Origin of the sequence: Actinomycetospora rhizophila (genome assembly GCF_042657905.1) — a bacterium.
In the GTDB taxonomy this organism is placed as follows: Bacteria; Actinomycetota; Actinomycetes; order Mycobacteriales; family Pseudonocardiaceae; genus Actinomycetospora; species Actinomycetospora rhizophila.
Genome location: NZ_JBHSKG010000001.1, coordinates 630022 through 655948, shown reverse-complemented (window position 1 = coordinate 655948; position 25927 = coordinate 630022). Strand labels below are relative to the sequence as shown.

General features: G+C 75.4%; 28 protein-coding genes. 14 read left to right on the top strand and 14 right to left on the bottom strand.

Annotated elements, in window-relative coordinates; genetic code table 11:
* Positions 1–3: 3 nt before the first annotated feature.
* From pstA to ACFPK1_RS03135, 5 genes are all read right to left on the bottom strand, one after another.
* A complete protein-coding gene (gene pstA / locus ACFPK1_RS03155) occupies positions 4–918 on the bottom strand; it encodes a phosphate ABC transporter permease PstA (RefSeq protein WP_378019419.1) in 915 nt (304 codons plus the stop codon).
* The gene (gene pstC, locus ACFPK1_RS03150; protein ID WP_378019418.1) at positions 918–1883 is read right to left on the bottom strand and encodes a phosphate ABC transporter permease subunit PstC; all 966 of its coding nucleotides are present in this window, start codon (positions 1881–1883) and stop codon (positions 918–920) included. Before pstC ends, pstA begins: the two co-directional genes overlap by 1 nt.
* A 160-nt stretch (positions 1884–2043) precedes the next feature.
* The gene (gene pstS, locus ACFPK1_RS03145; protein WP_378019417.1) at positions 2044–3153 is read right to left on the bottom strand and encodes a phosphate ABC transporter substrate-binding protein PstS; all 1110 of its coding nucleotides are present in this window, start codon (positions 3151–3153) and stop codon (positions 2044–2046) included.
* 188 nt (positions 3154–3341) lie between these two features.
* Complete coding sequence (mshD, locus tag ACFPK1_RS03140; RefSeq protein WP_378019416.1) at positions 3342–4265, bottom strand: mycothiol synthase; 924 nt, start codon at positions 4263–4265, stop codon at positions 3342–3344.
* Positions 4266–4301: 36 nt separating this feature from the next.
* Positions 4302–5138, bottom strand: a complete 837-nt coding sequence (locus tag ACFPK1_RS03135) for a winged helix-turn-helix transcriptional regulator (RefSeq protein WP_378019415.1) — start codon at positions 5136–5138, stop codon at positions 4302–4304.
* 168 nt (positions 5139–5306) lie between these two features.
* On the opposite strand from ACFPK1_RS03135, the gene ACFPK1_RS03130 reads away from it, so the two are divergent.
* From ACFPK1_RS03130 to ACFPK1_RS03100, 7 genes are all read left to right on the top strand, one after another.
* Positions 5307–5810, top strand: coding sequence for a TlpA family protein disulfide reductase (locus ACFPK1_RS03130; RefSeq protein ID WP_378019414.1), 504 nt, complete (start codon positions 5307–5309; stop codon positions 5808–5810).
* Positions 5811–6064: 254 nt separating this feature from the next.
* A complete protein-coding gene (locus tag ACFPK1_RS03125; protein WP_378019413.1) occupies positions 6065–6907 on the top strand; it encodes a sulfurtransferase in 843 nt (280 codons plus the stop codon).
* A complete protein-coding gene (locus ACFPK1_RS03120; RefSeq protein ID WP_378019412.1) occupies positions 6907–7206 on the top strand; it encodes a DUF1416 domain-containing protein in 300 nt (99 codons plus the stop codon). The genes ACFPK1_RS03125 and ACFPK1_RS03120 overlap by 1 nt, the downstream gene beginning before the upstream one ends.
* Before the next feature lie 93 nt (positions 7207–7299).
* Complete coding sequence (locus tag ACFPK1_RS03115; RefSeq protein ID WP_378019411.1) at positions 7300–7431, top strand: hypothetical protein; 132 nt, start codon at positions 7300–7302, stop codon at positions 7429–7431.
* Positions 7428–8084 carry a heme-binding beta-barrel domain-containing protein gene (locus ACFPK1_RS03110; protein WP_378019410.1) on the top strand — a complete coding sequence of 219 codons (657 nt, stop codon included), beginning with the start codon at positions 7428–7430 and terminating at the stop codon, positions 8082–8084. Before ACFPK1_RS03115 ends, ACFPK1_RS03110 begins: the two co-directional genes overlap by 4 nt.
* A gap of 13 nt (positions 8085–8097) precedes the next feature.
* Entirely contained in the window at positions 8098–8739 is a 642-nt protein-coding gene (locus ACFPK1_RS03105; RefSeq protein WP_378019409.1) for a 5-oxoprolinase subunit B family protein, read from the top strand.
* On the top strand, positions 8736–9632 hold the full coding sequence (locus ACFPK1_RS03100; RefSeq protein ID WP_378019408.1) for a 5-oxoprolinase subunit C family protein: 897 nt from the start codon (positions 8736–8738) through the stop codon (positions 9630–9632). The genes ACFPK1_RS03105 and ACFPK1_RS03100 overlap by 4 nt, the downstream gene beginning before the upstream one ends.
* Here the strand turns inward: ACFPK1_RS03100 and ACFPK1_RS03095 are convergent.
* Both ACFPK1_RS03095 and ACFPK1_RS03090 read right to left on the bottom strand, forming a co-directional pair.
* Positions 9524–10435 (bottom strand): hypothetical protein, encoded by a 912-nt coding sequence (locus ACFPK1_RS03095; protein ID WP_378019407.1) that lies wholly within the window; start codon positions 10433–10435, stop codon positions 9524–9526. The two genes, ACFPK1_RS03100 and ACFPK1_RS03095, sit on opposite strands and share 109 nt — an antisense overlap.
* 67 nt (positions 10436–10502) lie before the next feature.
* Positions 10503–11405: a DivIVA domain-containing protein gene (locus ACFPK1_RS03090; RefSeq protein WP_378019406.1), complete on the bottom strand. Its 903-nt coding sequence runs from the start codon at positions 11403–11405 to the stop codon at positions 10503–10505.
* A 119-nt stretch (positions 11406–11524) separates the two neighbouring features.
* On the opposite strand from ACFPK1_RS03090, the gene ACFPK1_RS03085 reads away from it, so the two are divergent.
* The 4 genes from ACFPK1_RS03085 to ACFPK1_RS03070 all read left to right on the top strand — a co-directional run bounded on the left by ACFPK1_RS03085 (position 11525) and on the right by ACFPK1_RS03070 (position 14804).
* Positions 11525–11989 (top strand): Fur family transcriptional regulator, encoded by a 465-nt coding sequence (locus ACFPK1_RS03085; RefSeq protein WP_465252216.1) that lies wholly within the window; start codon positions 11525–11527, stop codon positions 11987–11989.
* On the top strand, positions 11986–13164 hold the full coding sequence (ygfZ, locus tag ACFPK1_RS03080) for a CAF17-like 4Fe-4S cluster assembly/insertion protein YgfZ (RefSeq protein WP_378019405.1): 1179 nt from the start codon (positions 11986–11988) through the stop codon (positions 13162–13164). Before ACFPK1_RS03085 ends, ygfZ begins: the two co-directional genes overlap by 4 nt.
* Positions 13161–14126: a threonine ammonia-lyase gene (locus ACFPK1_RS03075; RefSeq protein ID WP_378019404.1), complete on the top strand. Its 966-nt coding sequence runs from the start codon at positions 13161–13163 to the stop codon at positions 14124–14126. Before ygfZ ends, ACFPK1_RS03075 begins: the two co-directional genes overlap by 4 nt.
* Before the next feature lie 105 nt (positions 14127–14231).
* Positions 14232–14804 (top strand): RsiG family protein, encoded by a 573-nt coding sequence (locus ACFPK1_RS03070; RefSeq protein ID WP_378019403.1) that lies wholly within the window; start codon positions 14232–14234, stop codon positions 14802–14804.
* Between the two features lie 10 nt (positions 14805–14814).
* Here the strand turns inward: ACFPK1_RS03070 and ACFPK1_RS03065 are convergent, their stop codons facing one another.
* The gene (locus ACFPK1_RS03065; RefSeq protein ID WP_378019402.1) at positions 14815–15720 is read right to left on the bottom strand and encodes a DUF8083 family protein; all 906 of its coding nucleotides are present in this window, start codon (positions 15718–15720) and stop codon (positions 14815–14817) included.
* Positions 15721–15857: 137 nt separating this feature from the next.
* On the opposite strand from ACFPK1_RS03065, the gene ACFPK1_RS03060 reads away from it, so the two are divergent.
* Both ACFPK1_RS03060 and ACFPK1_RS03055 read left to right on the top strand, forming a co-directional pair.
* Positions 15858–16046: a DUF3073 domain-containing protein gene (locus ACFPK1_RS03060; RefSeq protein ID WP_378019401.1), complete on the top strand. Its 189-nt coding sequence runs from the start codon at positions 15858–15860 to the stop codon at positions 16044–16046.
* 124 nt (positions 16047–16170) lie between these two features.
* The gene (locus ACFPK1_RS03055; protein ID WP_274282727.1) at positions 16171–16392 is read left to right on the top strand and encodes a hypervirulence associated TUDOR domain-containing protein; all 222 of its coding nucleotides are present in this window, start codon (positions 16171–16173) and stop codon (positions 16390–16392) included.
* A 12-nt stretch (positions 16393–16404) separates the two neighbouring features.
* On the opposite strand, the gene purM is transcribed toward ACFPK1_RS03055, so the two are convergent.
* The 5 genes from purM to ACFPK1_RS03030 all read right to left on the bottom strand — a co-directional run bounded on the left by purM (position 16405) and on the right by ACFPK1_RS03030 (position 22794).
* Positions 16405–17508: a phosphoribosylformylglycinamidine cyclo-ligase gene (purM, locus tag ACFPK1_RS03050; protein WP_378019400.1), complete on the bottom strand. Its 1104-nt coding sequence runs from the start codon at positions 17506–17508 to the stop codon at positions 16405–16407.
* Between the two features lie 55 nt (positions 17509–17563).
* A complete protein-coding gene (gene purF / locus ACFPK1_RS03045; RefSeq protein ID WP_378019559.1) occupies positions 17564–19111 on the bottom strand; it encodes an amidophosphoribosyltransferase in 1548 nt (515 codons plus the stop codon).
* 231 nt (positions 19112–19342) lie between these two features.
* Positions 19343–21517, bottom strand: coding sequence for a putative bifunctional diguanylate cyclase/phosphodiesterase (locus tag ACFPK1_RS03040; protein ID WP_378019399.1), 2175 nt, complete (start codon positions 21515–21517; stop codon positions 19343–19345).
* A complete protein-coding gene (locus ACFPK1_RS03035) occupies positions 21510–22316 on the bottom strand; it encodes an SAM-dependent methyltransferase (protein WP_378019398.1) in 807 nt (268 codons plus the stop codon). Before ACFPK1_RS03035 ends, ACFPK1_RS03040 begins: the two co-directional genes overlap by 8 nt.
* A gap of 76 nt (positions 22317–22392) precedes the next feature.
* Positions 22393–22794 carry a sterol carrier family protein gene (locus ACFPK1_RS03030; RefSeq protein ID WP_378019397.1) on the bottom strand — a complete coding sequence of 134 codons (402 nt, stop codon included), beginning with the start codon at positions 22792–22794 and terminating at the stop codon, positions 22393–22395.
* Between the two features lie 19 nt (positions 22795–22813).
* Here ACFPK1_RS03030 and ACFPK1_RS03025 point away from each other — a divergent pair, with 19 nt between their 5' ends.
* On the top strand, positions 22814–23524 hold the full coding sequence (locus ACFPK1_RS03025; RefSeq protein WP_378019396.1) for an SGNH/GDSL hydrolase family protein: 711 nt from the start codon (positions 22814–22816) through the stop codon (positions 23522–23524).
* 40 nt (positions 23525–23564) lie between these two features.
* Here the strand turns inward: ACFPK1_RS03025 and purL are convergent, their stop codons facing one another.
* Complete coding sequence (gene purL, locus ACFPK1_RS03020; RefSeq protein ID WP_378019395.1) at positions 23565–25868, bottom strand: phosphoribosylformylglycinamidine synthase subunit PurL; 2304 nt, start codon at positions 25866–25868, stop codon at positions 23565–23567.
* Positions 25869–25927: the final 59 nt, after the last annotated feature.

Sequence of the window (25927 nt, the reverse complement as noted above, 5' to 3'; positions counted from 1 at the left end):
CCTCTACTTCGAGATGGCGGAGAAGCGCGACACGACGCTCGCCCCGAGCTGCAGGATCATGATGATGAGGATCAGCGTGAGCGCCGCTCCCCAGATGCGGTACTGACCGGCGGCCTCCGGGTTCGACAGCTCCGAGAACATCAGCAGCGGGAGCGAGGCCATGTTGCCGGAGAACGGGTCGAAGTTGATCGACTGCGAGTAGCCGACCAGCACCAGCACCGGCGCGGTCTCGCCCATGACCCGGGCGAGCGCCAGCATGACGCCGGTGACGGTGCCCGACAGCGCGGTCGGCAGCACGATCCGCAGGATCGTCTTCCACTTCGGGATGCCGAGGGCGTAGGACGCCTCGCGCAGCTCGTCGGGGACCAGCCGCAGCATCTCCTCGGTGTTGCGGATGACCACCGGCAGCATCAGCAGCACCAGGGCCAGCGACACCATGAAGGCGCTCTGGACGCCGCCCAGGATCGAGATGAAGGCGGCGAAGACGAACAGCGCCGCGACGATCGACGGCACGCCGGCGAGGATGTCGACCATGAAGCTCGTGGTCTTGGCCAGGCGTCCGCGGCCGTACTCGACGAGGTAGACCGCGGCGGCGATGCCGATCGGGACGGCGATGACCGCGGCGAGCAGCGCCTGGATCAGCGTGCCGTAGATCGCGTGGTAGACGCCGCCGGCGTAGGACTCCGGCAGCACGCCGTTGAGCGACCGGCCCCACCAGTCCGAGGACAGGATGGCGCCGATGCCGCGCCCGACCACCGTCACGAGCACCCACACGAGGGGCACGACGGCGATGAGGAACGCGAGGGTCACCAGCACGGTGGCGGCCCTGTCCTTGACCTTCCGCCCCGTGCTCAGGGCCTGGAAGGTGGGCCCGTGCGCGGGCCTCTCCGGGGAGTCGAGCCCCGTCGCGGTGCTCATCAGCCGTTCACCTTCCCGCCGGCGACCACGCGGGCGATCGCGTTGACCACGAAGGTCAGGACGAACAGGACCAGCCCGGCGGCGATGTAGGCGCCGGTGGGCAGCGGCTGGCTGAACTCGGAGGCCGCCGAGGCGATCAGCGAGGCGAACGTGTAGCCGCCGTCGAACAGGCTGAAGCCCGAGGGCGTGGTCGCGGCCCGGATGACGATGAGGACCGCGATGGTCTCGCCGAGCGCGCGGCCGAGCCCGAGCATCGAGCCGGCGATGTAGCCGCTGCGGCCGTAGGGCAGCACGGCCATGCGGATGACCTCCCAGCGCGTGGCACCGAGCGCCTGCGCGGCCTCGATGTGGAAGCGCGGGGTCTGGGCGAACACCTCGCGGGTGACCGCGGTGATGATCGGCAGGATCATCACCGCGAGCACCACACCGCCGGTGAAGATCGTCCCGGTGAGCACCGGCAGGTTGCCCGGCGCGAACAGGAAGAACCAGCCGAGGTTGCCCTGCAGCCACTCGGCGATCGGCAGCAGCGCGGGCGCGAGGACCGCGATGCCCCACAGGCCGTAGATGATCGACGGCACCGCCGCGAGCAGGTCGATGATGTACGCGAAGGGGCGCGAGACCCGCCTCGGCGTGTACTGGGTCAGGAAGAGCGCGATGCCCATGGCGACGGGCATCGCGATCACCAGGGCGAACAGCGACGACAGCAGCGTGACCACGAGCAGGTCACGGATGCCGAAGTTGAGGTTCGCCGCGTCGCGGGTGTCGAACACCGGCGACGTGAAGAAGTTGGCGTTGTTGGCCAGCAGCGAGGGCACCGCCTGCACGAGCAGGAAGAGCCCGATCGCGGCGACGGCCGCGACGACGAGGAGGCCGGACCCCGAGGTCAGCCCCCGGAAGATCCGCTCACCGCGTCCTCGGATGGGCGACCCCTGGGACCGTCCACGATCAGGGTCGGGTGCGGTCACGGTGTCGATGGTGGCCGACCCGGCCGCGGAGGTCTCCTCCTGGGAGCTCCGCGACGGGGCCTGCTCCGTGGTGCGTTCGGTCACAGCCGGGGTTCCGTCCGCCTCGTCGTCGCTGTCGATCGGTCTCGCCGGTCCTTGGTGGATGGCCTACTGGATGGCCCTACTGGATGGCATTGACCGCGGTGGTCAGCCGCTGCTTGAACTGGTCGGGCAGCGGGACGTAGCCGGCCTCCGGCAGGGCCTGCTGCGCGTTCGGCGAGAGCGCGGTGGACAGGAACGCCCGGACCGCGGAGGCGGTCTGGTCGTCGGCGTAGTTCGAGCAGACGATCTCGTAGGTCGCCAGCGCGATCGGGTACGCGCCCGGGGCGCTCGCCTGGTAGAGGCTGTCCAGGTTCAGCTTGAGGTCGTTGCCCTGACCCGACACCTGGACGTTGTTGATCGCCGCGCCCACCGACTCGGGCGAGAGGGCGACCGGGGCGCCGCCGCCCGAGTTGATGATCTGTGCCATCGCGATGCCGCCGCGCTGGGCGAACGACGCCTCGACGTAGGTGATCGAGTTCGGGGTGTTCCTGGTGGCGTCCGCGACGCCCTGGCTGCCGCGGGCACCGGCGCCGACGCCGCCGTTGAACGTCTGCGCGGCCTCCTTGCCGTAGGCGCCGTTCGAGGCGGCGACCAGGTACTTCTGGAAGTTCTCGGTGGTGCCCGACTCGTCGGAGCGGAAGTTCACGACGATCGGCGCGGCGGGGAGCGCCTTGCCCTGGTTGAGGGCGGCGATGGCCGGGTCGTTCCAGGTGGTGATCTGGCCGTTGAAGATGCGGGCCGTGGTGGGGCCGTCGAGCACGAGGTCGGTGACGCCCGCGACGTTGTAGGCGACCGCGACCGGGCCGAACACCAGCGGCAGGTTCCACGCCGGCGAGGCGCAGCGCTGCTGGGCGCGGGTGGTCTCGTCGCCCTCCTTGAGCGCGGAGTCCGAGCCGGCGAAGTCGGTCTGGCCGCCGAGGAACTCGTTGCGGCCCGCACCGGAGCCGCTGGGGGTGTAGTTCAGCGTCTGCCCCTGGCAGGTCTGCTGGTACGTGGCCACGAAGCGCGTCATGGCGTTGTTCTGGGCCGACGAGCCGCTCGAGCGCAGGTCCGGCTTGCCGCCGCACTGCACGCCCTCGACCGCGCTGACCCCGCCCCCGCCAGCGTTCTCGTCGCTGCCGCACGCGCCGAGCACGAGCGCCGACGCGGCGATCAGACCGACCGCCGCCACGCGCCGCTGATACCTCACAGAGAGTCCTCCGAGTCCGTCGTGCCCACCTCGACGCGGGCAGGTCGCGGCGCGGGCTCGCACCACGGCACCGGAGGCTAAGCAGGCGGGATGGACGTCCGGAGCTGGCAAGGTGAACGCAGGATGAACGCGACCGGTGACGGACGACCGATCGAGCGATCAGCTGCGACGCCGGTCACATCCCGTGATCATCGCTGGTAGGAGACGTCGACCGCGTCACGTTCGAAGCCCAGGCGGCGGTAGGTCGCGATCGCCGGGGCGTTGTCGCCCTCCACGTACAGGAGGGTCGTGCGCAGGCCGCGACCGGCGAGGTGGTGGAGCCCCGCGAGGGTGAGCGCGCGCCCCAGACCCCGCCCCTGCGCGGCCGGGTCGACGCCCACGACGTAGACCTCGCCGAGGGGCTCGGGCACGGTCGGCGACACCGCGTGGACCTTCGTGAAGTGGAAGCCCAGCAGGTCCCCGGTGACGGTGTCCCACCCCAGCAGGACGCCGGCGGCGTCGAACCACGGCTCGGCCTCGATCTCCTCGACGTCGGCGCGCGTCCAGCTGCTCTGCTCGGGGTGCCAGGAGAAGGCGCGGTTGTTGACGGCGACGACGGCGTCCTCGTCGTGCCCGACCCGCAGCGGCGCGATCGCGATGCCGTCGGGGACGACCAGCTCGGGCAGCGGCGGGGCCTCGTGGCCCGGCGCGGGACGGCGCATCCGCCAGAGCTCACGGGCGCGCCGCCGGCCCACCCGAGTGGCCAGGTGCCCCGCGCCCGGGTGGTCGCCGTGGGCCCAGAACCGGGCGGCGGGCGACTCGGCGACGACGGCGTCGACGACCGCGGCGCCGACACCCTGCCGGCGGCGCTCCGGGAGCACCGCCAGCTCGGCCACCGGGTCGTCGGCGTTCTCGAGGTCGAGCAGCGCGTAGCCGACGAGGTCGGCACCGTCCTGCACGAGCAGGTGCCGCGACCCGGCGCGACCGGCGCCGGTACCGAGGGCGGCGATGTCGCGGCGCGCGGGCTCGGCGAAGGCGTCGACCCCGTCCGCGGCCGCGACGGCGCCGACCAGCGCGCGGACCTGCTCGGCCTCCTGCGGCGTCGTCGTCGACACCCACCGGCTCGTGACCACGGACGGGACCGTAGCGCCGTCGTTCACCGGACCGGGTCAGACACCCCGGGCCCAGGCCACCGGGCGGACCACCCGCGCCTCGTCCCGGGACCCGGTCGACCGGGGTGCGGGCGTCGCCGGCGCGCCCCGGCCTCGTCCGGGGGCGTCCTCGTCGTCGGCCTCGGCGCGCTCCGCGTCGTCGTCGGCCCTGCTGGTGCCGAGCACGCCGCGCACGGGGCGGACGAACTTGTAGCCGACGTTGCGCACGGTGCCGATGAGCTGCTCGTGCTCGGGGCCGAGCTTCGCGCGCAGGCGCCGGACGTGGACGTCGACGGTGCGCGTGCCGCCGAAGAAGTCGTAGCCCCAGACCTCCTGCAGCAGCTGGGCACGGGTGAACACCCGGCCGGCGTGCTGGGCGAGGTACTTGAGGAGCTCGAACTCCTTGTAGGTGAGGTCGAGCGGGCGCCCGCGCAGGCGGGCGGTGTAGGTGGACTCATCGATGACGAGCTCGCCCAGCACCAGGGCGCCCTCGACGCCGGCGCCGTCCGAGGCGCGCCGGGCCCGCAGCAGGCGCAGTCGGGCGTCGACCTCGGCCGGACCGGCGCCGGGCAGCAGCACCTCGTCGACGCCCCACTCGAGGGACACGGCGACGAGACCGCCCTCGGTGAGCACGGCGATCACCGGGACGTCCAGGCCGGTGGAGCCCAGCAGGCGACAGAGGCTGCGGGCGGCGGCGAGGTCGTGGCGGGCGTCGACCAGCACGGCGTCGTGCGGTCCGGCGTCGAGCAGGGCCGCGACCTCGGGGGCCGCGGTCCGGAGTCCGTGGGGTAGCAGGGCCAGCGACGGCAACACTGACGTCGGCTCGGGGTCGGCGGTGAGCAGCAGCAGCTCCACGAGTCTCCCTCCGCGATCGTGGGGGAGACGATAGACCAGTTCACCGCGCCGTCACCCGCCCGCGCGGTCGACGTCACTCGGTCATCCCGCCGACGAGCACCACACGAACCCCCCGCTACGCTGCGGGAACGCCCGCGAAGGACGTCGGGGCGGTCGACGGGGGGTCGGGTGTCGGGCTGGGTGCTCGTGGCCGCAGGGGCGGTCCTGGTCGTGATCCTCGTCGCCGGTGTCGTGCTCGGGCTCGTGCGGGCCCGCCGTCGCCTCGCCGCCGAACGGGCGGCGACCCCGGCGGACGACCCCGGCCCCGAGGGCACGCGACGCGACCTGCGCGCCGTCGCCCCGCGCCCCGGCGCCGCCGTCAGCGGCGTCCTGCCGCGCGATCTCGCCGCCCCGCCCGGCGGCCTCGCCCTGCTGCAGCTGTCCTCGCAGTTCTGCGCCGACTGCCGCGCCTCGCGCGCCGTGCTCACCGACGTCGCCTCGGAGCACCCCGGGGTCACGGTGCGGGAGGTCGACGTCGCGATGCGCCCCGAGCTGGTGCGCCTGCTGGGCATCCGGCGCACGCCGACGACGCTGGTCGTGGACCCGGCCGGGGTCGAGCTCGCCCGCACGGTCGGGGTCCCCCGCCGGGCCGATCTGCTGGGCACGCTCGCCCCGTTCCGCCGGACCGGTTGACCTGCGCGACATCACTCTCGGTCGGCGCCCGAATCTTCGGTACCGTGGCGGCCGTGAACGGAGGGCTCACCCAGCGGCGCACGGTCGACCTGTGCCGCCTCGACTCCAGCCTCTGTCGCTGACCCCTCCCGGCCCACGTCGCGCCGGACCGTTCACCTGATCGCGTCGTCGCGCGTTTCCGCAGGTCCCGGTCGCGAGCGTTGCCGAGTACGCCCCGTCCGAGAACCCGAGCACGCATCCGAGGAGTACCGCACATGAGTCGCCAGGACGCCCTGGTCAGTGCCGACTGGGCCGAGCAGAACCTCGACGCCCCCAACACGGTCTTCGTCGAGGTCGACGAGGACACGACCGCCTACGACGGGGGGCACATCCCCGGCGCGGTCAAGCTCGACTGGAGGACCGAGCTCCAGGACCCGGTGCGTCGCGACTTCGTCGACAAGGCCGGCTTCGAGAAGCTGCTGTCGTCGAAGGGCATCGGCAACGACGACACCGTCATCCTCTACGGCGGCAACAACAACTGGTTCGCGGCCTACGCGTACTGGTACTTCAAGCTCTACGGCCACCAGGCCGTGAAGCTGCTCGACGGCGGCCGCAAGAAGTGGGAGCTCGACGGGCGCAAGCTCGACACCGAGGTCCCCCAGCGCTCGCAGACCTCCTACTCCGCGACGGAGCAGGACACCTCGATCCGCGCCTTCCGCGACGAGGTCGTCAACGCGATCGGCAGCAAGAACCTCGTCGACGTCCGCTCGCCCGACGAGTTCTCCGGCAAGCTCCTCGCCCCGGCGCACCTCCCGCAGGAGCAGGCGCAGCGCGGCGGCCACATCCCCTCGGCGCTCAACGTGCCGTGGTCGAAGGCCGCCAACGAGGACGGCACCTTCAAGTCGGACGACGAGCTGCGCAAGCTCTACGAGGAGCAGGGGCTCGACTCCTCGCGCGCGACCATCGCCTACTGCCGCATCGGCGAGCGCAGCTCGCACACCTGGTTCGCCCTGCACGAGCTGCTGGGCGAGCAGGACGTCAAGAACTACGACGGCAGCTGGACCGAGTACGGCTCGCTCATCGGCGTGCCGATCGAGACCGGGGACGGTAAGGCCTGATGTGCAGCGCTCCTGAGCAGACCGCCGAGCTGCCCCCCGGCACCGACCTCTCCAAGGAGTCGGTGCTGGTGGGCAAGGTGACCTCCGGCGGCTCGCCCGTCGGCGGCGCCTACGTCCGGCTCCTCGACGGCACCGGCGAGTTCACCGCCGAGGTCGTCGCCTCCGCGACCGGCGACTACCGCTTCTACGCGGCCCCCGGCACCTGGACCGTCCGCGCGCTCTCGCGCTCGGGCAACGGGCAGACCGAGGTCGCCGTCGGCGGCCCGGGCCTGTTCACCAACGAGGTCCAGGTCGCCTGACCGCCCGATCCCACCGCCCGCTCGCCACGCCCACCCGGGCGCGGCGGGCGGGCGGGCCTCTGTGACGACACAGGACGTCGTTAAGGTGAGCGCGTGGCGTGGTTCTTCACCGTGGTGCTCGCCGCGTGCAGTGCCGGCATCCTCGGCGCGGGCGTCGCGTTGACGCGCCGACTCTTCCGCGACGAGCTCATCACCGGCTCCGATGACGTCCAGGAGACGCGATGACCGAGCCGACGGAGAACGGCGCCGACCTGCCCGAGGGCACCAGCGGCAACGAGGCGATCCGGGCGGCCGAGGAGCGCGCGCAGCACACCCGCGACGCGAACCTCCCGGCGTGGCCCGACCTGCCGATCGAGAACGACACCGCGAACCTGCGGCTCGGGCCCGACCTCAACGATGCGCTGCTCGGCCTCCTGCCGCTGGTCGGGGTGTGGCGCGGCGAGGGCGAGGTCGTCTACCCGACGATCGACGGCCCGTTCCACTTCGGCCAGCAGATCACCGTCGCCCACGACGGCCGCCCGTTCCTGACGTGGGAGGCCCGTGCCTGGATCCTCGACGGGCCGGGCGGCGCCGTGGTCCGTCCCGCCGCGCGCGAGTCCGGCTTCTGGCGCGCGCAGGACGACGGCACGATCGAGCTCCTGCTGACCCACCACACCGGGATCGTCGAGCTCTACTACGGCGAGAGCCGCACCCAGACCTCGTGGGAGCTGCAGACCGACGCCATCGCCCGGACCTCCACGGCGAAGGAGGTCGTCGGCGCGACGCGCCTCTACGGCATCGTCGACAACGGCGACCTCGCCTACGTCGAGGAGCGCGCCATGGAGGGGCAGCCGATGCAGCCGCACACCTCCGCGCGCCTGCGCCGCATCGTCGGCTGAATCGCCGGCCGAGGTGGACGTCCTCCCGGCCGGGCCGGAGGCGCTGCTGATCGACCTCGGCGGGCTCGACGAGGTCGCCGCCGTCGGCGCCGCGCTGCGCGACGCCCTCGACCGGGGTGACCTGCCCGGCGTCGCCGACGTCGTGCCCGCCGCCCGCACGGTGCTGGTCACGGCGCCGGGCGCGCGGGAGTCGTTGCGCGCGGTCCGGGCGCTGCTCGGGGGTGTCGACCTCGCGGCCGTCCCCGACCGGGACGCGACGGGCACCGTGGAGCTGCCGGTGGTCTACGACGGCGAGGACCTCGAGCTCGTCGCGCGGGACGCGGGCTGGTCGACCGACGACGTGGTCGCCGCCCACACCGGCGCCGAGCTCACGGTGGCGTTCGGCGGCTTCGCGCCGGGCTTCGCCTACCTCGCGGGGCTGCCCGAGGCCCTCCACCAGCCGCGGCTCGACACCCCGCGCCCGCGCATCCCGGCGGGCTCGGTGGGCGTGGCGGGCGAGTTCGGCGGCGTGTACCCGAGCACCTCCCCCGGCGGGTGGCGCCTCATCGGGCGGCTCACCGACGACGCGCCGAGCCTCTTCGACCCCGACCGCGACCCGCCGGCGCTGCTCGTGCCCGGCACGACGGTCCGCTTCCGGGACGTGGGGCGCCCGTGACCCGCGAGCTCGTCGTCGAGGAGGTCGGCCCGCAGGCCCTCGTGGTGGACCGCGGGCGGCCCGGCTGGGCGCACATCGGCGTCCCGCCCGCCGGGGCCCTCGACGGCCCCGCCCACGCGCTGGCCCAGCGCCTGGTCGGCAACCCGCCCGGGGCCGCGGGCCTCGAGGTCCTCCTGGGCGGGCTCGCCCTGCGCGCCGGCGAGGCGCTGACCGTGGCGCTGACCGGCCCGCCCGGCGGCCTGCGCCTCCGCCGCGACGGCCGGGACCGGCCGGTCGCGTCCCACCAGCCCGTGCACGTCGCGGCCGGCGACGTCGTGGTCGTGCCGGCGCCGGCCTCCGGGCTGCGGGGCTACCTCGCGGTGGGCGGCGGGGTGGCCGTCGACGAGGTGCTCGGCAGCCGCAGCGCCGACACGCTCTCCGGGCTCGGGCCGGCACCGCTGGAGATCGGCACCCGCCTGCCGGTGGGCCCGCCGACCGCGGTCCCGGCGCTCGGCACCGGCGCGGTCCCCGTCTCCGCCGCCCCCGACGCGGTGCGGGTGCGCCTGCACCTGGGCCCGCGCGCCGACTGGGTGGACGACGCCGCCGGCCGGCTCCGCGCCGGCACGTGGACGGTCGCGCCGACCGGCGACCGGGTCGGCGTGCGCCTGGAGGGCCCGGCCCTCGAGCGGGCCGCCGCACGCCGGGGCGAGGAGCTGCGCAGCGAAGGGCTCGTCGGCGGCGCGGTGCAGGTGCCGCCCGACGGGCAGCCGGTGGTCTTCCTCGCCGACCACCCGACGACCGGCGGCTATCCCGTCGTCGGCGTGGTGGACCCCGCGGAGATGGCGGTGTTCGCCCAGCTCCGCCCGGGGTCGTCGGTGCGGTTCTCGCCGGTGGTCACCCCGCCGCCGGACTGAGCAGCGCCGGACCGAGCAGCGCCGGGGAGCAGGCCGAGGCTCCGCGCGACCGCCGTCGCGAGGTCGCGCTCCTCGACGCCCAGCAGGCGCGACACCTGCGCCGGGCTGAGCCCGGCGCGCAGCAGGGCCGTCACGCTGCCCTCGCCGGGACCGGCGTCGTCGCGCCCGGCGGCGTCGAGCGCGGCGATCGCGGCCTCGGGGTCGCGCAGCAGCACCCCGAGCAGCCGGTCCCGGGCGGACGCGGCGGTGGCGGACGTGGTGGTGGTCGAGTCAGGTGCCGGGTCGTCCGCCGGGCCCGCGTCGTCGGCGCCCGCGGCGGCGTGGCGGGGCGCGTGGTCGCCGGGGGCGGGCTCCTCCGGCGGCCCGGTCGGCTCGGTCGGCGCGGTCGGTTCAAGCGGCGCGGTCCGCGCCGGCGGTTCGGGCGGCGCGGCGGCGGTCTCGGTCGCCGCGGGGTCCGCGGGCTGCTCGGCCGCGAGCCGGGCGCGGATGGTGTCGACGTCGAGCGGCGCGGTGTCGGGCTCCGCGTACCGGGTCGCCCCCGCGGCCTCGGGGCGTCCGGAGACGTTCGACACCGCCCGGCGCGTGGTGACGCGCACGCGCTCCTCGACCGGGGTGGGCCCGGTCCACGGCGCGTCCGGGTTCGGGCGGCTGGCCTCGAGCGCGGGCGGCGGCCACGCCGCGGCGGCCGCGGCCCGGCGCGCACGGCGCCGCCGGGCGGCGGAGAGCACCAGCAGCAGGATCGCGACGACCACGAGGACGGCGGCCACGACGATCCAGGTGATCGGGGACTCGAGCACGCCCATGTCCCAGGACAGTACGCCGTCCGGAGTCGCCTCGCGGGCGCCGTCCGTCACGGAACGTCGGACAGTGTCACCCGTCTGCCGCACGCTCCGGGGCGGACGGGGTCACCTGCGTCGGCCCGGAGGCCCGATCGGCGCCCTCGGTGACGTCGACCTCGGCACCGTCGGCAGCGGCGGCACCACCGGCCCCGTCCACCGCCGGGACGGCGTCCGCGGTGTCCTCGGCGGCGCCGGCGTCACCCGCGGCGGGCGCCACGGCGACGGTGTCCTCGGCGCCGGGGTCGCCACCGACCCCGGGCGGCGCCGCGGGCGGCACGGCGCCGTAGGGCGCCGGCGGGCGCGGCCCGGGCCCGGGCGGACCGGGCGGGCGGCCGGGCCCGCGCCAGGGGCCGGGAGGACCGGGGTGCCCGGAGGGCCGCGGCGGCCCGGGCGGCACCGCGGACGGGCGCACCGGCCCGGAGACGATGTCGTCGAGGCGCCCGCGCAGCCGCACCAGCTCGTCGACGACGGCGTCGCGCTGCGCGCGCAGGTCGGCGAGGGCCGCGCGCGACTCGGCGTGCTCGGCGAGCAGCGACTCGGCGGCCTTGCTGCGGACCAGCTGCGCCTCCTGCTCAGCGGCCTGGAGGATGCCGCGCAGGCGGTCGTTGAAGGCGCCCACCATGTCCGGGTCGGCGCCCTGGTCGTCGGCGGGGGCCGTGCGCCGTGCCTCCGGCAGGGTGTCGGAGACGCGGCTCTCGAGCGCCGACGGGTCGGCCGCGCCGGGCCCGCTGCGCCGGCGCTCCCGCACCGCGAGCTGCGCCCGCAGCTGTGCGTTCATGCGGCGCAGGCCGGCCACGTGCTCGTCGACCTGGCGACGGTCGTAGCCCCGCAGGACCACGTCGAAGTGCGGGCCGGGAGCGTCCTCCTCGACACCTGAGAGATCCAGGTAGTGCTCGGCGTCGGGCGGTGTGCGTCCCTGCTCACCGGTCGTCATCGTCACCTGCCTGCAGCCGGGTCCTCTCCGCGACCGTGGGGGTCCGACGCGGAATCCCCTGATCGTAGGGACCGGCGCCCGGCCTCGCACGGACGGTCAGGAGGCCTACCATCGAGGGGGTGGACACCGAACTGCGGCAGACGCTCCACCGCCGCGGCCTGCGCATGACACCGCAGCGCCAGCTGGTGCTGGACGCGGTCTCGGAGCTCGGGCACGCGACGCCGGAAGCGGTGTGTACACGGGTGCAGGCGACGGCCCCGGCCGTCAACATCACCACCGTCTACCGGACGCTCGACCTGCTCGAGCAGCTGGGCGTCGTCAAGCACACCCACCTCGGGCACGGCGCGCCGACGTACGCGACGTCCGAGCACGAGCACGTCCACCTCGTCTGTCACCACTGCGGTCGCGTCGACGAGATCGACGCGGACGCCCTCGACGACCTCGCGGGCGCGCTGCAGGCGTCCCACGGTTTCCGGCTCGACGCCACCCACGTCGCCCTGTCCGGCGCGTGCCGCGACTGCGCCGACCGCGCCGACGCCGAGGCCGACGCCGCGCTCCCCGACGAGACCGTGGAGGCCCCGTGACCACCCCGTCCTTCGACGAGCCCGGCGCCGTCGCCCCCCAGCCCGCCTCCGACGGGGCCGACGGGGCCGACGGGGCCGCGGAGGAGCTGCGCGACGCCGCCGTCCCCGCCCACTACGGCGACCCGTTCGGCGAGCAGCGTGCTCTGAGCCGCCGCGCCGGCGTCGTCGACCGCTCGCACCGCGGGGTCGTGCGCGTCACCGGGCCCGAGCGGCTGAGCTGGCTGCACCTGCTGCTGTCCCAGCAGGTCGCCGACCTGCCCGAGGGCGCGGGCACCGAGGCGCTCGTGCTCGACGCGCAGGGCCGCGTCGAGCACCACGCCGTCCTGGCCCACGTCGACGGGACGGTGTGGCTGGACGTCGAGCCCGGCCGCGCGGCGGGGCTCGCCGACTACCTCGACAGGATGCGCTTCTGGTCGCAGGTCGAGGTCGCGGACGCCTCCGACGACTGGGCCGTGCTCTCGATCGTCGGGCCGGCGGTCGACGAGGTGCTCACGGCCGCCGGCGTGCCGGCCCCGCACGGCGACCACGCCGTGCTCGCGCTGCCCGGCGGCGGGGTCGTGCGCCGCATGTCCTGGCCCGGCCCCGACGCCGAGGCCGCCGTCGACCTCATCGTGCCCCGCGCCGAGCTGGCGTCGTGGTGGTCGCGGCTGCGCGGCGCCGGCGCCCGCCCCGCGGGCCACGACGCGTTCGAGGCCCTGCGGGTCACCGCGCTGCGGCCCCGCCTCGGCGTCGACACCGACGAGCGCGCGATCCCCCACGAGATGGGCTGGATCGGCGCGGCGGTGCACCTGCAGAAGGGCTGCTACCGGGGCCAGGAGACGGTCTCGCGCGTCGCCAACCTGGGCCGGCCGCCGCGTCAGATGGTGCTGCTGCACCTGCAGGCCGGCGACGACCCGCTGCCCCCGCCCGGCACCCCGGTGCTCTCCGGCGAGGGCGGGCGGTCCGTCGGCCGCATCGGCACCGCGGTGCGCCACCACGAGCTCGGCACCGTCGCGCTCGCCCTGCTCAAGCGCTCGGCCGTGGCGGCGGCGCCCGGCGGCGACCCGCTGTGGGTGGCGGCGGAGTCCGACGACAGCGACGTCGTGCCCGGTCCCGCGGCCGTCGACCCCGACTCGATCCCGCCCGACACCGGCGAGCCGCCCGGCCGCGCGGCCATGCGCCGCCTGAAGGGTTGACCCTGCTGGGGCCCTCCGACGTCGTGGCGGCCGCCGCGGCGCTCGAGGGCGTGGCGGTCCGCACGCCGCTGACCGATCTCGCGCCGGGCTTCGCGGTGAAGCGCGAGGACCTCCAGCCGATCGGCGCGTTCAAGCTGCGCGGCGCCTTCCACGCCGCGAGCCGGCTCTCCCCCGGGCAGCAGGCGGCCGGGCTCGTCACCCACTCCTCGGGCAACCACGGGCGCGCGCTGGCCTGGGTCGCCCGGCGCCTCGGCGTGCCCTGCACGGTGGTGGCGCCCGACGACGCGGTCGAGGCCAAGGTCGCGGCGATGGCCGAGCTCGGCGCCCGGCTGGTGCGGGTGCCCGCCGACGAGCGGGAGTCCGCCGCGGCCGCCGTGGTCGCCGAGACCGGCGCGACGCTGATCCCGCCCTACGACCACCGCGACATCATCGCGGGCCAGGGCACGGTCGGCGCCGAGATCCTCGCCGCCCGGCCCGACGTCGAGCAGGTCGTCGTCCCGGTCGGCGGCGGCGGGCTGATCAGCGGCATCGCGGCCGCGCTGCGCGGGTCCGGCGTCCGGGTGCTCGGCGCCGAGCCCGAGCTCGCCGGCGACGCCGCGGCCAGCAAGCGCGCCGGCGAGCGGGTCCGCCTGCCCCGCGAGCAGGTGGCCGCCACCGCCGCCGACGGCCTGCGCGCCACCGTGCTCGGCGAGCTGACCTGGCCGCACGTGCGTGACCTCGTCGCCGACGTCGTCACCGTCGACGAGGACGCCATCGCCGACGCCACCGCCCGCCTGCACGCCGCCGGGGTGGCGTGCGAGGCCAGCGGCGCCGTGGCGACCGCGGCCTGGCTCGCCCTCCCGACCGACGAGCGCGCCCGGCGCACGGTCGCCGTCGTCAGCGGCGGCAACGTCGACCCGCAGTGGCTGGCCGGCGTGCTCGGCGACCGGGCGGGGCGCGCCGCCGCGCCGACGTTCGGGTGACACCCGCCCGTCGGCCCCGACCGGCGCGCGCGCGACACGCACCTCTCGACGCGCCGACCCGGTCGCGGGATGACACGCCCCGCCTGCTCGCGCGACGATGAACACATGATCGAGTTCCGTCAGGGCGGTCGACGGCGCCTCGACCGCGTGCTCGACCCCGCCTTCCTCGCCGACCTGTCCACCTGCGGGCTGGACGACGTCCGCGCCAAGCGCGACGACGCGGCCCAGGAGGAGACCGACCTGTCCTACCTGCGGCGTCTGCTGCACGCGCGCATGGACATCGTCCGGTTCGAGCAGCGCAGGCGGGTCGCCACCGCGCGCGGCGAGGACGAGCCGTCGCTGGTCGACGAGCTGCCCCGCATCCTGGCCGACAACGCGCTCGGGCCGTCGGCCGGCCGCGGGCGCCACCACACCGTCCAGCCCTCGCGCGCCGAGTCGCACCGCCGGCACGTCGAGGCCCTGCTCGCCGACACCGGCCTGTCGGACGTCGCGACCCTCACCGACGACGACCTCACCGCCGCCGCCACGGCCTACGCCGCCGAGGAGGGGTCGGTCTCGGAGCACCGCGGGCGCGTGCAGCAGGTGATGGACGCCTGCAACGACGAGATGGGCCGGCGCTACCGCGACGGCTCGGCCTCGGTGGACGACCTGCTGCGCCGCGAGCGCGAGGGCGCCTGACCGCGACCGGCTAGTTGGCGCGCTGGTGGGCCGCCCGGCCCGCCCAGAAGTTCTGCAGCCGCCGGTAGCTCGCCATCGCCCGCTCGGCGTCGCCCTCCCGCAGCGCCGCGAGGGCCTCGGCGACGTCCTCCGCGGACGTGTCGGCGGCCAGGGTCTGGTCGTCCATCAGACCGACGAGCCCGCCGTAGTCGAGCTCCACGAGGGCGCCGGGGTCGAAGTGGCGCAGCCAGCGGGCGGTGTCGCGCAGGACGTCGGAGGGGCCGTCGTCGCCGAGGGTGTCGGCCAGCAGGTCGGCGGCCGCGTCGGCCCGGGACAGCGCGTCGGCCATCGGCACCCGCCAGTAGCAGCGGCGTGTCGGGGCCTCCGGCGCGGTGACCGCGTCGTCGCTGGGCAGCACGAGGATCCGCTCGGCGGGCTCGACGAGCGCGAACCAGGGCAGGGGCACGGTCCAGGTCGCCGAGACGATGTGGGTCGCGGAGTCGCCGAGCTCGGCGACCACGGCCTCCGCCCGCGACCGGACCACGGACTCCTCGGCGGTCAGCGCGGCCGTGCGCAGCACCGGGCTCTCGCTGGACAGGAACCCGACCAGCGCCGCCGCGGCCCGCGGACGCGTCTCCAGGGGGCACACGAGGGTCTGCGGGCCGATCGGCTCCGGGCCGGCCGCGCCCCCGGGTCCGTCGGCGAGCAGGACGTCGGCGGGCGACTCGATGGCGGTGCCGTCGATCTTCTCGCCGGGCAGCAGGCGGGGCGGGACGCCCAACTGTGCGCGAAGACACACCTCGCGATCACGCCGCCCGGCGTCGACCACCGGGACCGCCCCACGGGCCAGTCCGGCCCGTACCCGCTGGGCCAACGGTCCGCGCAGCGCACCGAGCGGCTCGTAGACGCGCAGGTAGCAGACGAAGGGGGCGGGCACGGCCGCCGATCGTGCCATGTCACGTCGCGACCCCGATCGGACACACGGTATTGTCGTGGGCACGAGAGTTACCTCAGATTTCAGGGGGCCGCCGGAGACGCTCCGGCCGCCCCCGCCCTGTGCGAGGGGGTCCACCCATGGGACGCGGACGAGCCAAGGCCAAGCAGACGAAGGTGGCCCGAGAGCTCAAGTACAGCTCCCCGAACACGGACTTCGACAAGCTGCAGCAGGAGCTGGCCAGCGGCGACGACCCGTTCACGCGACGCTCCGACGACGACGAGCAGGTCGACGCACGCTGGGGTGAGTACAGCTACGACGAGCGGTGATCTCCGCTCCCGGGCGCTGACACGGTCCGCCCGTCCGGCACGCAGCACGCTTCGCCGCGTCCCGGGCGGGTAACCGCGCCCGTCCGCCGTTCGCGACGAGCGGCCCGACGGGCGAGGAGGACGCGTGACCAAGGCGTTCAGCAAGGGCGACGACGTGAAGTGGAACTGGGGTCCCGGTCAGGCCGAGGCCACCGTGAAGGAAGTCCACACCGAACGCGTCGAGCGCACGATCGACGGCAAGAAGAAGACCCGCAACGGGTCGGACGACAACCCCGCCTACGTGCTGGAGCAGTCCGACGGTCAGCGGGTGCTCAAGCTCCACTCGGAGCTCATGCCCGACGACTGATCCGGTGGCGGTTCAGAAGCGGGGGTGATCGCCCCGGAGGACGGCGTGGCCGGCCTCGGCCGGCGCCCCGTCGGCCTCCGTGGTGGCCCGCACCTCGCCCAGCACCCACGACGGCACGTGCTTGGCCGTGAGCACCGCCATCGCGCGGTCGACGTCGTCGGGCGGCAGGACGACGACCATGCCGACGCCCATGTTGAAGGTGCGCTCCATCTCCTCGCGCGTCACCCGCCCGCGCGCGGCGATCAGCTTGAACACCGGCGCCGGCGTCCACGTCGTGCGGTCCAGCTCGGCGGTGAGGCCGGCCGGCAGGACGCGCGCGAGGTTGGCGCACAGCCCCCCGCCCGTGACGTGCGCGAACGTGCGGACGTCGGTCTCGGCGGCGACGGCGAGGCAGTCGCGGGCGTAGATGCGGGTGGGCTCGAGGAGCTCGTCGCCCAGCGTGCGCCCGAACTCCTCGACGTGGCCGTCGAGCGACATCCGCCCGATCTCCAGCAGCACCTGACGCGCCAGCGAGTAGCCGTTGGAGTGCAGGCCCGACGAGGCCATGGCGACGACGGTGTCGCCGGGGCGCACGCGGTCGGGACCGAGCATGCCGTCGGCCTCGACGATGCCGACGCCGGTGGCCGAGAGGTCGTAGTGGTGGGGCTCCATCACCCCGGGGTGCTCCGCGGTCTCGCCGCCGAGCAGCGCACAGCCCGCGAGCCGGCAACCCTCGGCGATCCCCGTGACGATCTTCTCGACCTTCTCCGGGACGAGCTTGCCGATCGCCAGGTAGTCCTGGAGGAACAGGGGCTCGGCGCCGCAGACCACGAGGTCGTCGACGACCATGGCCACGAGGTCGCGGCCCACCGTGTCGTGCTTGTCGGCTGCCTGCGCGACGGCGAGCTTGGTGCCGACGCCGTCGGTGGACGCGGCGAGCACCGGCTCGCGGTACTTGCCGCTGCGCAGCGCGAAGAGCCCCGCGAACCCGCCGATGCCGCCGAGGACCTCGGCGCGCGACGTCGACGCGGCGAGCGGCTTGAGCCGGTCGACGGCACGCTCACCGGCCTCGACGTCCACCCCGGCCGCCGCGTAGCTGGCCTGGGGTCCGTCGGGGTCCTCGGGGGCGTGGGTCATCGGTGGGGATCCTCGCAGGGCATGCGTCGGGGCAGCGTCGGGTCTCGGGGACGGCTCAGGGCCGGCTGAGGGCGTCCTCGGCACCGTAGCCGGGCGTGCCCAGCGGCATCCCGGCACCGGTGGCGCCGGTGTGCACGACCGGCCCGCCGTTGCCGCCGTCGCCGCAGCTGGCGCCGGTGACGTCCTCGAGCAGGTGCTTGCCCACCATCGCGTCGGAGGGCAGCGGGATGGGGTACTCGCCGGAGAAGCAGGCGGTGCACAGGCGCGAGCGCGGCTGGTCGGTGGCGGCGACGAGGCCGTCCTCCGAGATGTAGCCGAGGCTGTCGGCGCCCACCGAGCGGCGGACGCCCTCGTCCTCGAGGCCGTTGGCGATGAGCTCGGCGCGCGAGGCGAAGTCGATGCCGTAGAAGCAGGGCCAGCGCACCGGCGGGCTCGCGATCCGCACGTGCACCTCGACGGCGCCGGCCTCGCGCAGCATCCGCACCAGCGAGCGCTGGGTGTTGCCGCGGACGATCGAGTCGTCGACCACCACGAGGCGCTTGCCCCGGATGATCTCGCGCAGCGGGTTGAGCTTGAGCCGGATGCCCAGCTGGCGGATCGTCTGCGAGGGCTGGATGAACGTGCGGCCCACGTAGGCGTTCTTCACCAGGCCCTGGCCGTACGGGATGCCGGAGCGCTCGGCGTAGCCGATGGCCGCCGGGGTGCCCGACTCCGGGACGGGGATGACGAGGTCGGCCTCGGCCGGGTGCTCGTCGGCCAGGCGGCGCCCGATCTCGACGCGCGCGGAGTGCACCCCGCGCCCGGCGATCGAGGTGTCCGGCCGCGCGAGGTAGACGTACTCGAAGATGCAGCCCTTGGGCTCCGGGGCGGCGAAGCGCGAGCTGCGCAGGCCCTGCGCGTCGATGGCGATGAGCTCGCCGGGCTCGACCTCGCGGACGAACGAGGCGCCGACGATGTCGAGCGCGGCGGTCTCCGAGGCCGCGACCCAGCCGCGGTCGAGCCGGCCGAGCACGAGCGGGCGCACGCCATGGCGGTCGCGGGCCGCGTAGAGGGTGGTCTCGTCGCAGAACACCAGGCTGAACGCGCCCTGCAGGTCGGGCAGCAGCCGCAGCGCGGCCTCCTCGACCCCGAGGTCGGCGGCGGAGTCGGCGAGCAGGCCGGTGACGACGTCCGAGTCGGTGGTGGCGCCGTCGAGGGCCGACTGACCCCGCGGACGGCGGTTGCCCCCGTTGCCGGAGCCGTTCCCCGAGCCGACACCGGTCAGCGCGTCGCGGCGGCGGACCAGCTCGGCGGTGTTCACCAGGTTGCCGTTGTGCCCCAGCGCGAGGCCCGTGCCGGCCGCGGTGGTGCGGAACGTCGGCTGGGCGTTCTCCCAGGTGGGCGAGCCGGTGGTGGAGTAGCGGGTGTGGCCGACCGCGAGGTGGCCGCGCAGCGACGACAGCGACTGCTCGTCGAAGACCTGGCTCACCAGCCCGAGGTCCTTGAAGACCACGATCTGGCGTCCGTCGCTCACCGCCATCCCGGCGGCCTCCTGGCCGCGGTGCTGGAGCGCGAAGAGCCCGAAGTAGGTGAGCTTCGAGACCTCCTCGCCGGGCGCCCACACACCGAAGACGCCGCACTCCTCCTTCGGTCCGTCGTCGAACGCGGGCGGCTCGGGAGGACTCTCGGAGGTGGGTGACGTGGGCCGCGGATCGTTTCCGGCTGCATCCACCGGGCCGGCTCCTTGTCGACGAGGTGCCACGAGTCGTGCCGAGCCCAGCCTACGCGGGGCGGAGGACGCGTGGGCGGGGCGCGCCGCGATCCGCGTCTCAGCCGGTCGGCGGCCTCGACGACCTCAGGCTCCGAGCCGGTCGCCGCCCGGGCGCACCGGCGGGTCGCCGAGCGGGGCCCCGCGGCGCACCATCCGGGCGATGTCCGAGGCGGGCAGCGCCGGCGCGAAGAGCCATCCCTGGCCCTCGTCGCAGCCCAGCGCGCGCAGCCGCGCCGCCTGGGGAGCGGTCTCGACCCCCTCGGCGGTGACCGTGAGGTCCAGGGCGTGCCCGAGGGCGACCAGCGTGCCGACGATGCGCTCGTCGACGGGGTCGGAGAGCTCCTCCTCGCGCAGGCCCTCGCCGAACGAGCCGTCCAGCTTGATCACGTCGACGGGCAGTTTGCGCAGGTAGGACAGGTTCGAGTAGCCGGTGCCGAAGTCGTCGACGGCGATGCGCACCCCCATGGCGCGCAGCCCGTCGAGGGCCTTGAGCGGCGCGCCCTCGTCGGTGGTCAGCGCGCGCTCGGTGAGCTCGACCTGCAGCCGGTCCGGCGGGAGCCCCGTGCGCTCGAGCAGCGCGGCCACCTCGCTGACCAGCCCCGGCTCGGCGAGCTGGCGCTGGGCGACGTTGACGCTGACGAACGGGGCGGCGTCGCCGAACTCGTCGTACCAGGCGCGGGCGTCGCGGCAGGCGTACTCGAGGACCCGGCGGCCGAGCTCGACGATGCTGCCGGTCTCCTCGGCGGGCCCGATGAACAGCGACGGCGAGAGCACCCCGAGGCGGGGGTGCTGCCAGCGGACCAGGGCCTCGACACCGCGCACGCGGTGGTCGGCGAGCGAGACCAGCGGCTGGTAGAGCACGAAGAACTCGTCGTGGGCGACCGCCGAGGGCAGGGCCGCGGACAGCGTGAACCGTGCGGTCTCGGCCTCGTCGCGGCCGGGGTCGTGGACGGCCCAGCGCCCGCGCCCCTCGGCCTTCGCGCTGTAGAGGGTGATGTCGGCGGCGCGCATCAGCTCGGAGGCGGTGGTCTCGCGCACCGCCTGCTCGACGACCCCGATGCTCGCGCCGACGACCAGCTCCTGGCCGGCGAGCGGCAGCGGCGGGGCGAGCGCGGCGAGCACCCGCTCGGCGAGCGCGACCAGGCGGTCGACGCCGTGGGAGTCCTCGACGAGCACGACGAACTCGTCGCCGCCCATGCGGGCGACCAGCTCACCGCCGGTGGCGCACGAGCCCAGCCGGCGCGCCACCTCCTGGAGCATGCGGTCCCCGACGCTGTGCCCGAGGCTGTCGTTGATCGTCTTGAAGCCGTCCAGGTCGAGGAAGCAGACCCCCACCCGGCGCGTCGAGTCCGGACCCTCGCGGGTGAAGACGCGCTCGAGGCGCTCGGTGAACTTCGCGCGGTTGGCGAGCTCGGTGAGCGGGTCGTGGTACGCCTGGTACTGGAGGTTCTCCTGCAGCCGGTGCCGCTCGCTGACGTCCTCGAGCATCGCGAGCTGGTAGGTGGGTCGGCCGTGCTCGTCGCGCACCAGCGACAGCGTCAGGTGCCCGACGATCTCCTTGCCGCTGCGGCGGAAGAACCGCTTCTCCAGGCGGAAGTTGTCGATCTCCCCGCGCAGCAGGCGCTCGTAGAGCCGCCACACCGACGGCGCGTCGTCGGGGTGGGTCAGGTCGCCGACGGTCAGGCGGCGGAACTCGTCGGCGGTGTGCCCGAACATCCGCGTCATCGCCGGGTTGACCTCGAGGATCCGGCCGTCCATGTCGCCGAGGCCGATGCCGATGGCCGCCTCGTGGAACATCGCGCGGAACCGGGCCTCGCTGGCGTGCAGCGCCTGCTCGGTGTGGTGGCGCGCCGCGAGCACCGCCCGGCGGATGGCCTCCTGCTCGTCGAGCGTGCGGTCGCGCAGGGCGGCCGCGTAGCCGCCGGCGAGCGTGCCGGCCAGCGCGTGGGCCGCCGGGACCACGTCGGGGCCGAGGAGGGCGGGCAGCGCCTCGGCGAGCAGCAGGACGGTGCGCTCGAGGGTCGCGGGCCCGGTGAAGTGCGCGGACACCAGGCGCCGGCCGACCTCGACGCCCGCGTCGGGCCGCGGCGGGTCGGCGCGGACGGCGTCGACCACCAGCCCGGCGAGCTCGCGCAGGTGCGCCGCCAGCTCGTCGGCGGCCATCGGGACGTAGCTGGTGCCCTCGACCTCGTCGGCCCACGCGGTGGCGAGGGCGTCCACGGGATCGGGCGGGGCCCGGCGGTCGTCCTGCTCAGTCACGACGACCCACGGCCGCGTAGCCGGTGAAGCGTTCGGGGTGGTCGGCCGCGGCGGCGGGGTCGTCGGGCCGCCACTGCGGCAGGAACACGAGCCCCGGGTCGACGAGGGTGAAGCCGTCGAGGAGCGCGGCGACCTCGTCGCGGGTGCGCATCCGCATCGGCGTGGCCGTGCGCCGGTAGAGCGCCTGGTGGTCGCCCGCGCGGTCCGGCGCCCCGTCGGCGCTGGCGTGGCTGATCACCAGGTGGCTGCCCGGGGCCATCGCCTCCCGGTAGCGGGCGAGCACCTCGCCGGGGCGGCGCTCGTCGCCGACGAAGTGCAGCAGCGCCACGACGAGCACCCCGACCGGCCGCGAGAGGTCGAGCAGCGAGCGCGTGACCGGGTCGTCGAGGACGGCCGCGACCTCGGTGAAGTCGCCCTGGACGACCCCGGTGCGCGGGTCGTCGGCGAGCAGGGCGCGCGAGTGGGCCACGGCCACCGGGTCGATGTCGACGTAGACCACGCGGACGTCGGGGCGGGCGGCCTGCGCGACCTCGTGGACGTTGCCGACCGTCGGGATGCCCGAGCCGATGTCGAGGAACTGGTCGATGCCCTGCTCGGCCAGGTGGCGCACCGCCCGGCGCAGGAAGGCGCGGTTCGCCTGCATGATGCGCGGGAGCTCGGGCCAGTCGGCGACGGCGCGCGCCGCCATCGCCCGGTCGACGGCGAAGTTGTGCAGCCCGCCGAGGTAGTGGTCGTACACCCGCGCGGCGCTGGGCCGGTCGATGTCCACCTCGTCGGGAGCCCAGCTCGGCCGCTGCACCCGGCCCCCCTCCCGTTCCCGTTCCCCGGCCGTCACGGTCCGGTGATGGGCATCGTACGGGCGCAACCGGGTCGGCTCAGCCGTTCTCACACCTTCGGTGCACGTCCACCACCGGGAGCCATCGCGCGATCTCCGCCGCCCGGTGCCCCGAGGCGGACACCCGTGCCGCGGCGGCGTTCCAGCTCACGAGGCCGAGCGCGAGCGCGAGCCACGTCGCCGGGTCGGTCTCGACGACGTTGGGCGGGGTGCCGCGGGTGTGGCGCGGCCCCTCGACGCACTGCACGGCCCCGAACGGCGGCACGCGCACCTCGACCGAATGGCCGGGAGCGCTGTGCTCGAGGGTCCGCAGCGACGAGCGGACGGCCGCGGCCAGCAGGGGGCGGGCGGGGCGCTCGTGGGCCTCGGGGTCGCGGACCCAGGGCGCGACCGCGAGCAGGTCCTCGCGCACCTGCGCGGGGTCGGGGGCTCGGCGGGGCACGGTCGTCCAGGATAGGCGCGTGCCGCGCGTCCGCTCCCTCGTCTCCCTCGTCCTGCCCGCCGCCGTCCTGGGTCTCGTGGTCGTGCAGGCCCGCCGGCTGCGCCTCGCCACGACGATGGAGCAGGACCACGCGGCCTACTGGCGGCGCCGGGGGCGCAGCCCCGGGGACGTGCTGCTCGTCGCGCTCGGCGACTCGCTCGCCCAGGGCCTGGGCGCGGTGCACCCGGAGCGGTCGTGGGCGGGGCGGCTCGCGGACGCGATCGAGGCGCGCGACGGCGTGCGGGTGCGCGTCGTGAACCTCGGGGTGGTCGGGGGGAGCGTCGCCGACGTGCGCTCCTCGCAGCTGCCCGTCGCCCCGCTGACGGGTCCGGCGACGGTCGTCGCGCTCGCGGTCGGCACCAACGACGCCGCGCAGGGCGTCGACCCCGACGACTTCCGCCGCGACCTCGACGCCGTGTGCGCGGCGCTGCCAGCCGGCGCGCTCGTCGCCGACGTCCCCGACCTGCAGCGCGGGGCCCCGCAGCGGCACGCGGAGCGGCTGGCGGCCGTCGCGCGCGAGGTGGTCGCCGCGCACCCGGCCCTGCGCCCGGTCGCGCTCGAGGCCGCGACGCACCGGATGCGGCTCTGGGAGGTCGGACCCGACCTCGCGCACCCCAACGGACGCGGGTACCGCCGCTACGGGCGCGCGTTCACGGCGGCGCTGGGGATGTCAGCGGTGGGCCATCGCTGACATCGAGTGTCCGTAGCGCCACACGCTCGCTCCCGGGAACTCAGCCCAGGACGGCCGGGAGGGTCGCCTCGCCGAGGGCGCGGAGCTCGGCGAGCGGGAGGTCCTCGACGCCCTCGATGCGCAGCGCGTCCCCGCCGACCTCGCCGAGGCGCGCCGCCGGCTGGCCCGCCTCCGCGCACCGGCGGGCGAGCTCCGCCTCGTCGCCCGGGGCCACCGTGACGAGCATCCGCGCGCCGGTCTCGGAGAAGAGCACGGTGGCGGGGTCGAGCCGCGGCGCCGGCGGCAGGGTCACCGCCGCACCCCGGCCGGTGGCGAGCGCCGCCTCGACGAGCGCCTGGGCCAGGCCGCCGTCGGAGAGGTCGTGGGACCCGGAGAGCAGGCCGTCGGCGGCCGCCCCGGCGACGAGCGCGGCGAGCCGGGCCTCCGCGGCCAGGTCGGCCCGGGGCGGCCGCCCGCCGAGGTGGTCGTGCACGACGTCGGCCCAGGTCGAGCCGTCCAGCTCGTCGCGGGTCTCGCCGAGCAGCCACACCGCGTCGCCGGGCGCGCCGAACCCGTGGGGCACCGCGCGGGCCACGTCCTCGAGGATCCCCAGCACGCCGACCACGGGCGTCGGCAGGATCGCCGTGCTGCCCGTCTGGTTGTAGAAGCTGACGTTGCCGCCGGTCACGGGCAGGCCCAGCGCCGCGCAGGCGTCCGCGAGCCCCGCGACGGCCTCCGCGAACTGCCACATCACCGCCGGGTCCTCGGGCGAGCCGAAGTTCAGGCAGTCGGTGACCGCCACGGGCACCGCGCCCGACGACGCGACGTTGCGCATCGACTCGGCGAGCGCGAGCTGCGCGCCGACCCGCGGGTCGAGCTGGCAGAACCGGGCGTTGGCGTCGATCGACACCGCGACCCCGCGCCCGCCGGCCTCGTCGACGCGCACCACGCCGGCGTCGGCCGGGGTCGCCGCGGCGGTGTTGCCGCGCACGTAGCGGTCGTACTGCTCGGTCACCCACGTCCGCGGCGCGAGGGCGGGCGAGGCGACGAGGGCGCGGATCTGCCCGGCGATCTCGTCGGGCGTCGACGGGCGCGGGCGCCCGGCGACCGTGTCGGCCTGCAGCGCGTCCTGCCACTCGGGGCGGGCGTAGGGCCGCTCGTAGACCGGGCCGTCGTGGGCGACGGTGCGCGGCGGGACGTCGACCACCGTCTCGCCGTGGTGGGTGATGCGCAGGCGGTCGCCGTCGGTGACCTCGCCGATGACGGTCGCCGTGACGTCCCAGCGCCGGCACACCGCCATGAACGCGTCCACGTTCTCGGGCGTCACCACCGCGCACATCCGCTCCTGCGACTCGCTGGAGAGGATCTCGGCGGCCGTCATGTCGGCGGCGCGCAGCGGGACGGCGTCGAGGTCGACGTGCATGCCGCCGTCGCCGGCGCTCGCGAGCTCGCTCGTCGCGCAGGACAGCCCGGCGCCGCCGAGGTCCTGGATGCCGACGACCAGGCCCCCGCCGAAGAGCTCGAGGCAGCACTCGATGAGCACCTTCTCGGCGAACGGGTCGCCGACCTGGACGCTCGGCAGCTTCTTCCGGCCGGTGTCCTCGGCGAACGTCTCGGAGGCCAGCACCGACACCCCGCCGATGCCGTCGAGCCCCGTGCGGGCCCCGAACAGCACGATCTTGTTGCCCGCGCCCGAGGCGAAGGCCAGGTGCAGGTCCTCGTGGCGCAGCACGCCGACGCACAGGGCGTTGACCAGCGGGTTGCCGGCGTAGCTGGGGTCGAACACGACCTCGCCGCCGATGTTGGGCAGGCCCAGGCAGTTGCCGTAGAAGCCGACGCCGGACACGACGCCGGGCAGCACGCGCGCGGTGTCGGGGGCGTCGAGCGGGCCGACCCGCAGCGCGTCCATCACCGCCACCGGGCGGGCACCCATCGCCATGATGTCGCGGACGATCCCGCCGACGCCGGTGGCCGCGCCCTGGTGCGGCTCGACGTAGGACGGGTGGTTGTGCGACTCGACCTTGAAGGTGACCGCCCACCCGTCGCCGACGTCCACCACGCCCGCGTTCTCGCCGATGCCCGCGAGCAGGCGCGCCCGCATGGCCTCGGTGGTCGTGTCGCCGAAGCGGCGCAGGTGGACCTTGGAGGACTTGTAGGAGCAGTGCTCGGACCACATCACCGAGTACATGGCCAGCTCGGCCTCGGTGGGCCGGCGCCCGAGGATGTCCCGGATACGGGCGTACTCCTCGTCGCGCAGCCCGAGGGCGGCGTGCGGCTGGGTCTCGTCGGGGGTGGCGGCGGCGCGCTCGACCGTGTCGACCGGCGGGACCGACGAGGGCGCGGGCGGGGAGGACTGCACGGTCACACCGACGAGGGTAGGCGTCCCCGTTCCGGGGACACCGCGCCCGTGACCGGCGCCGCGGA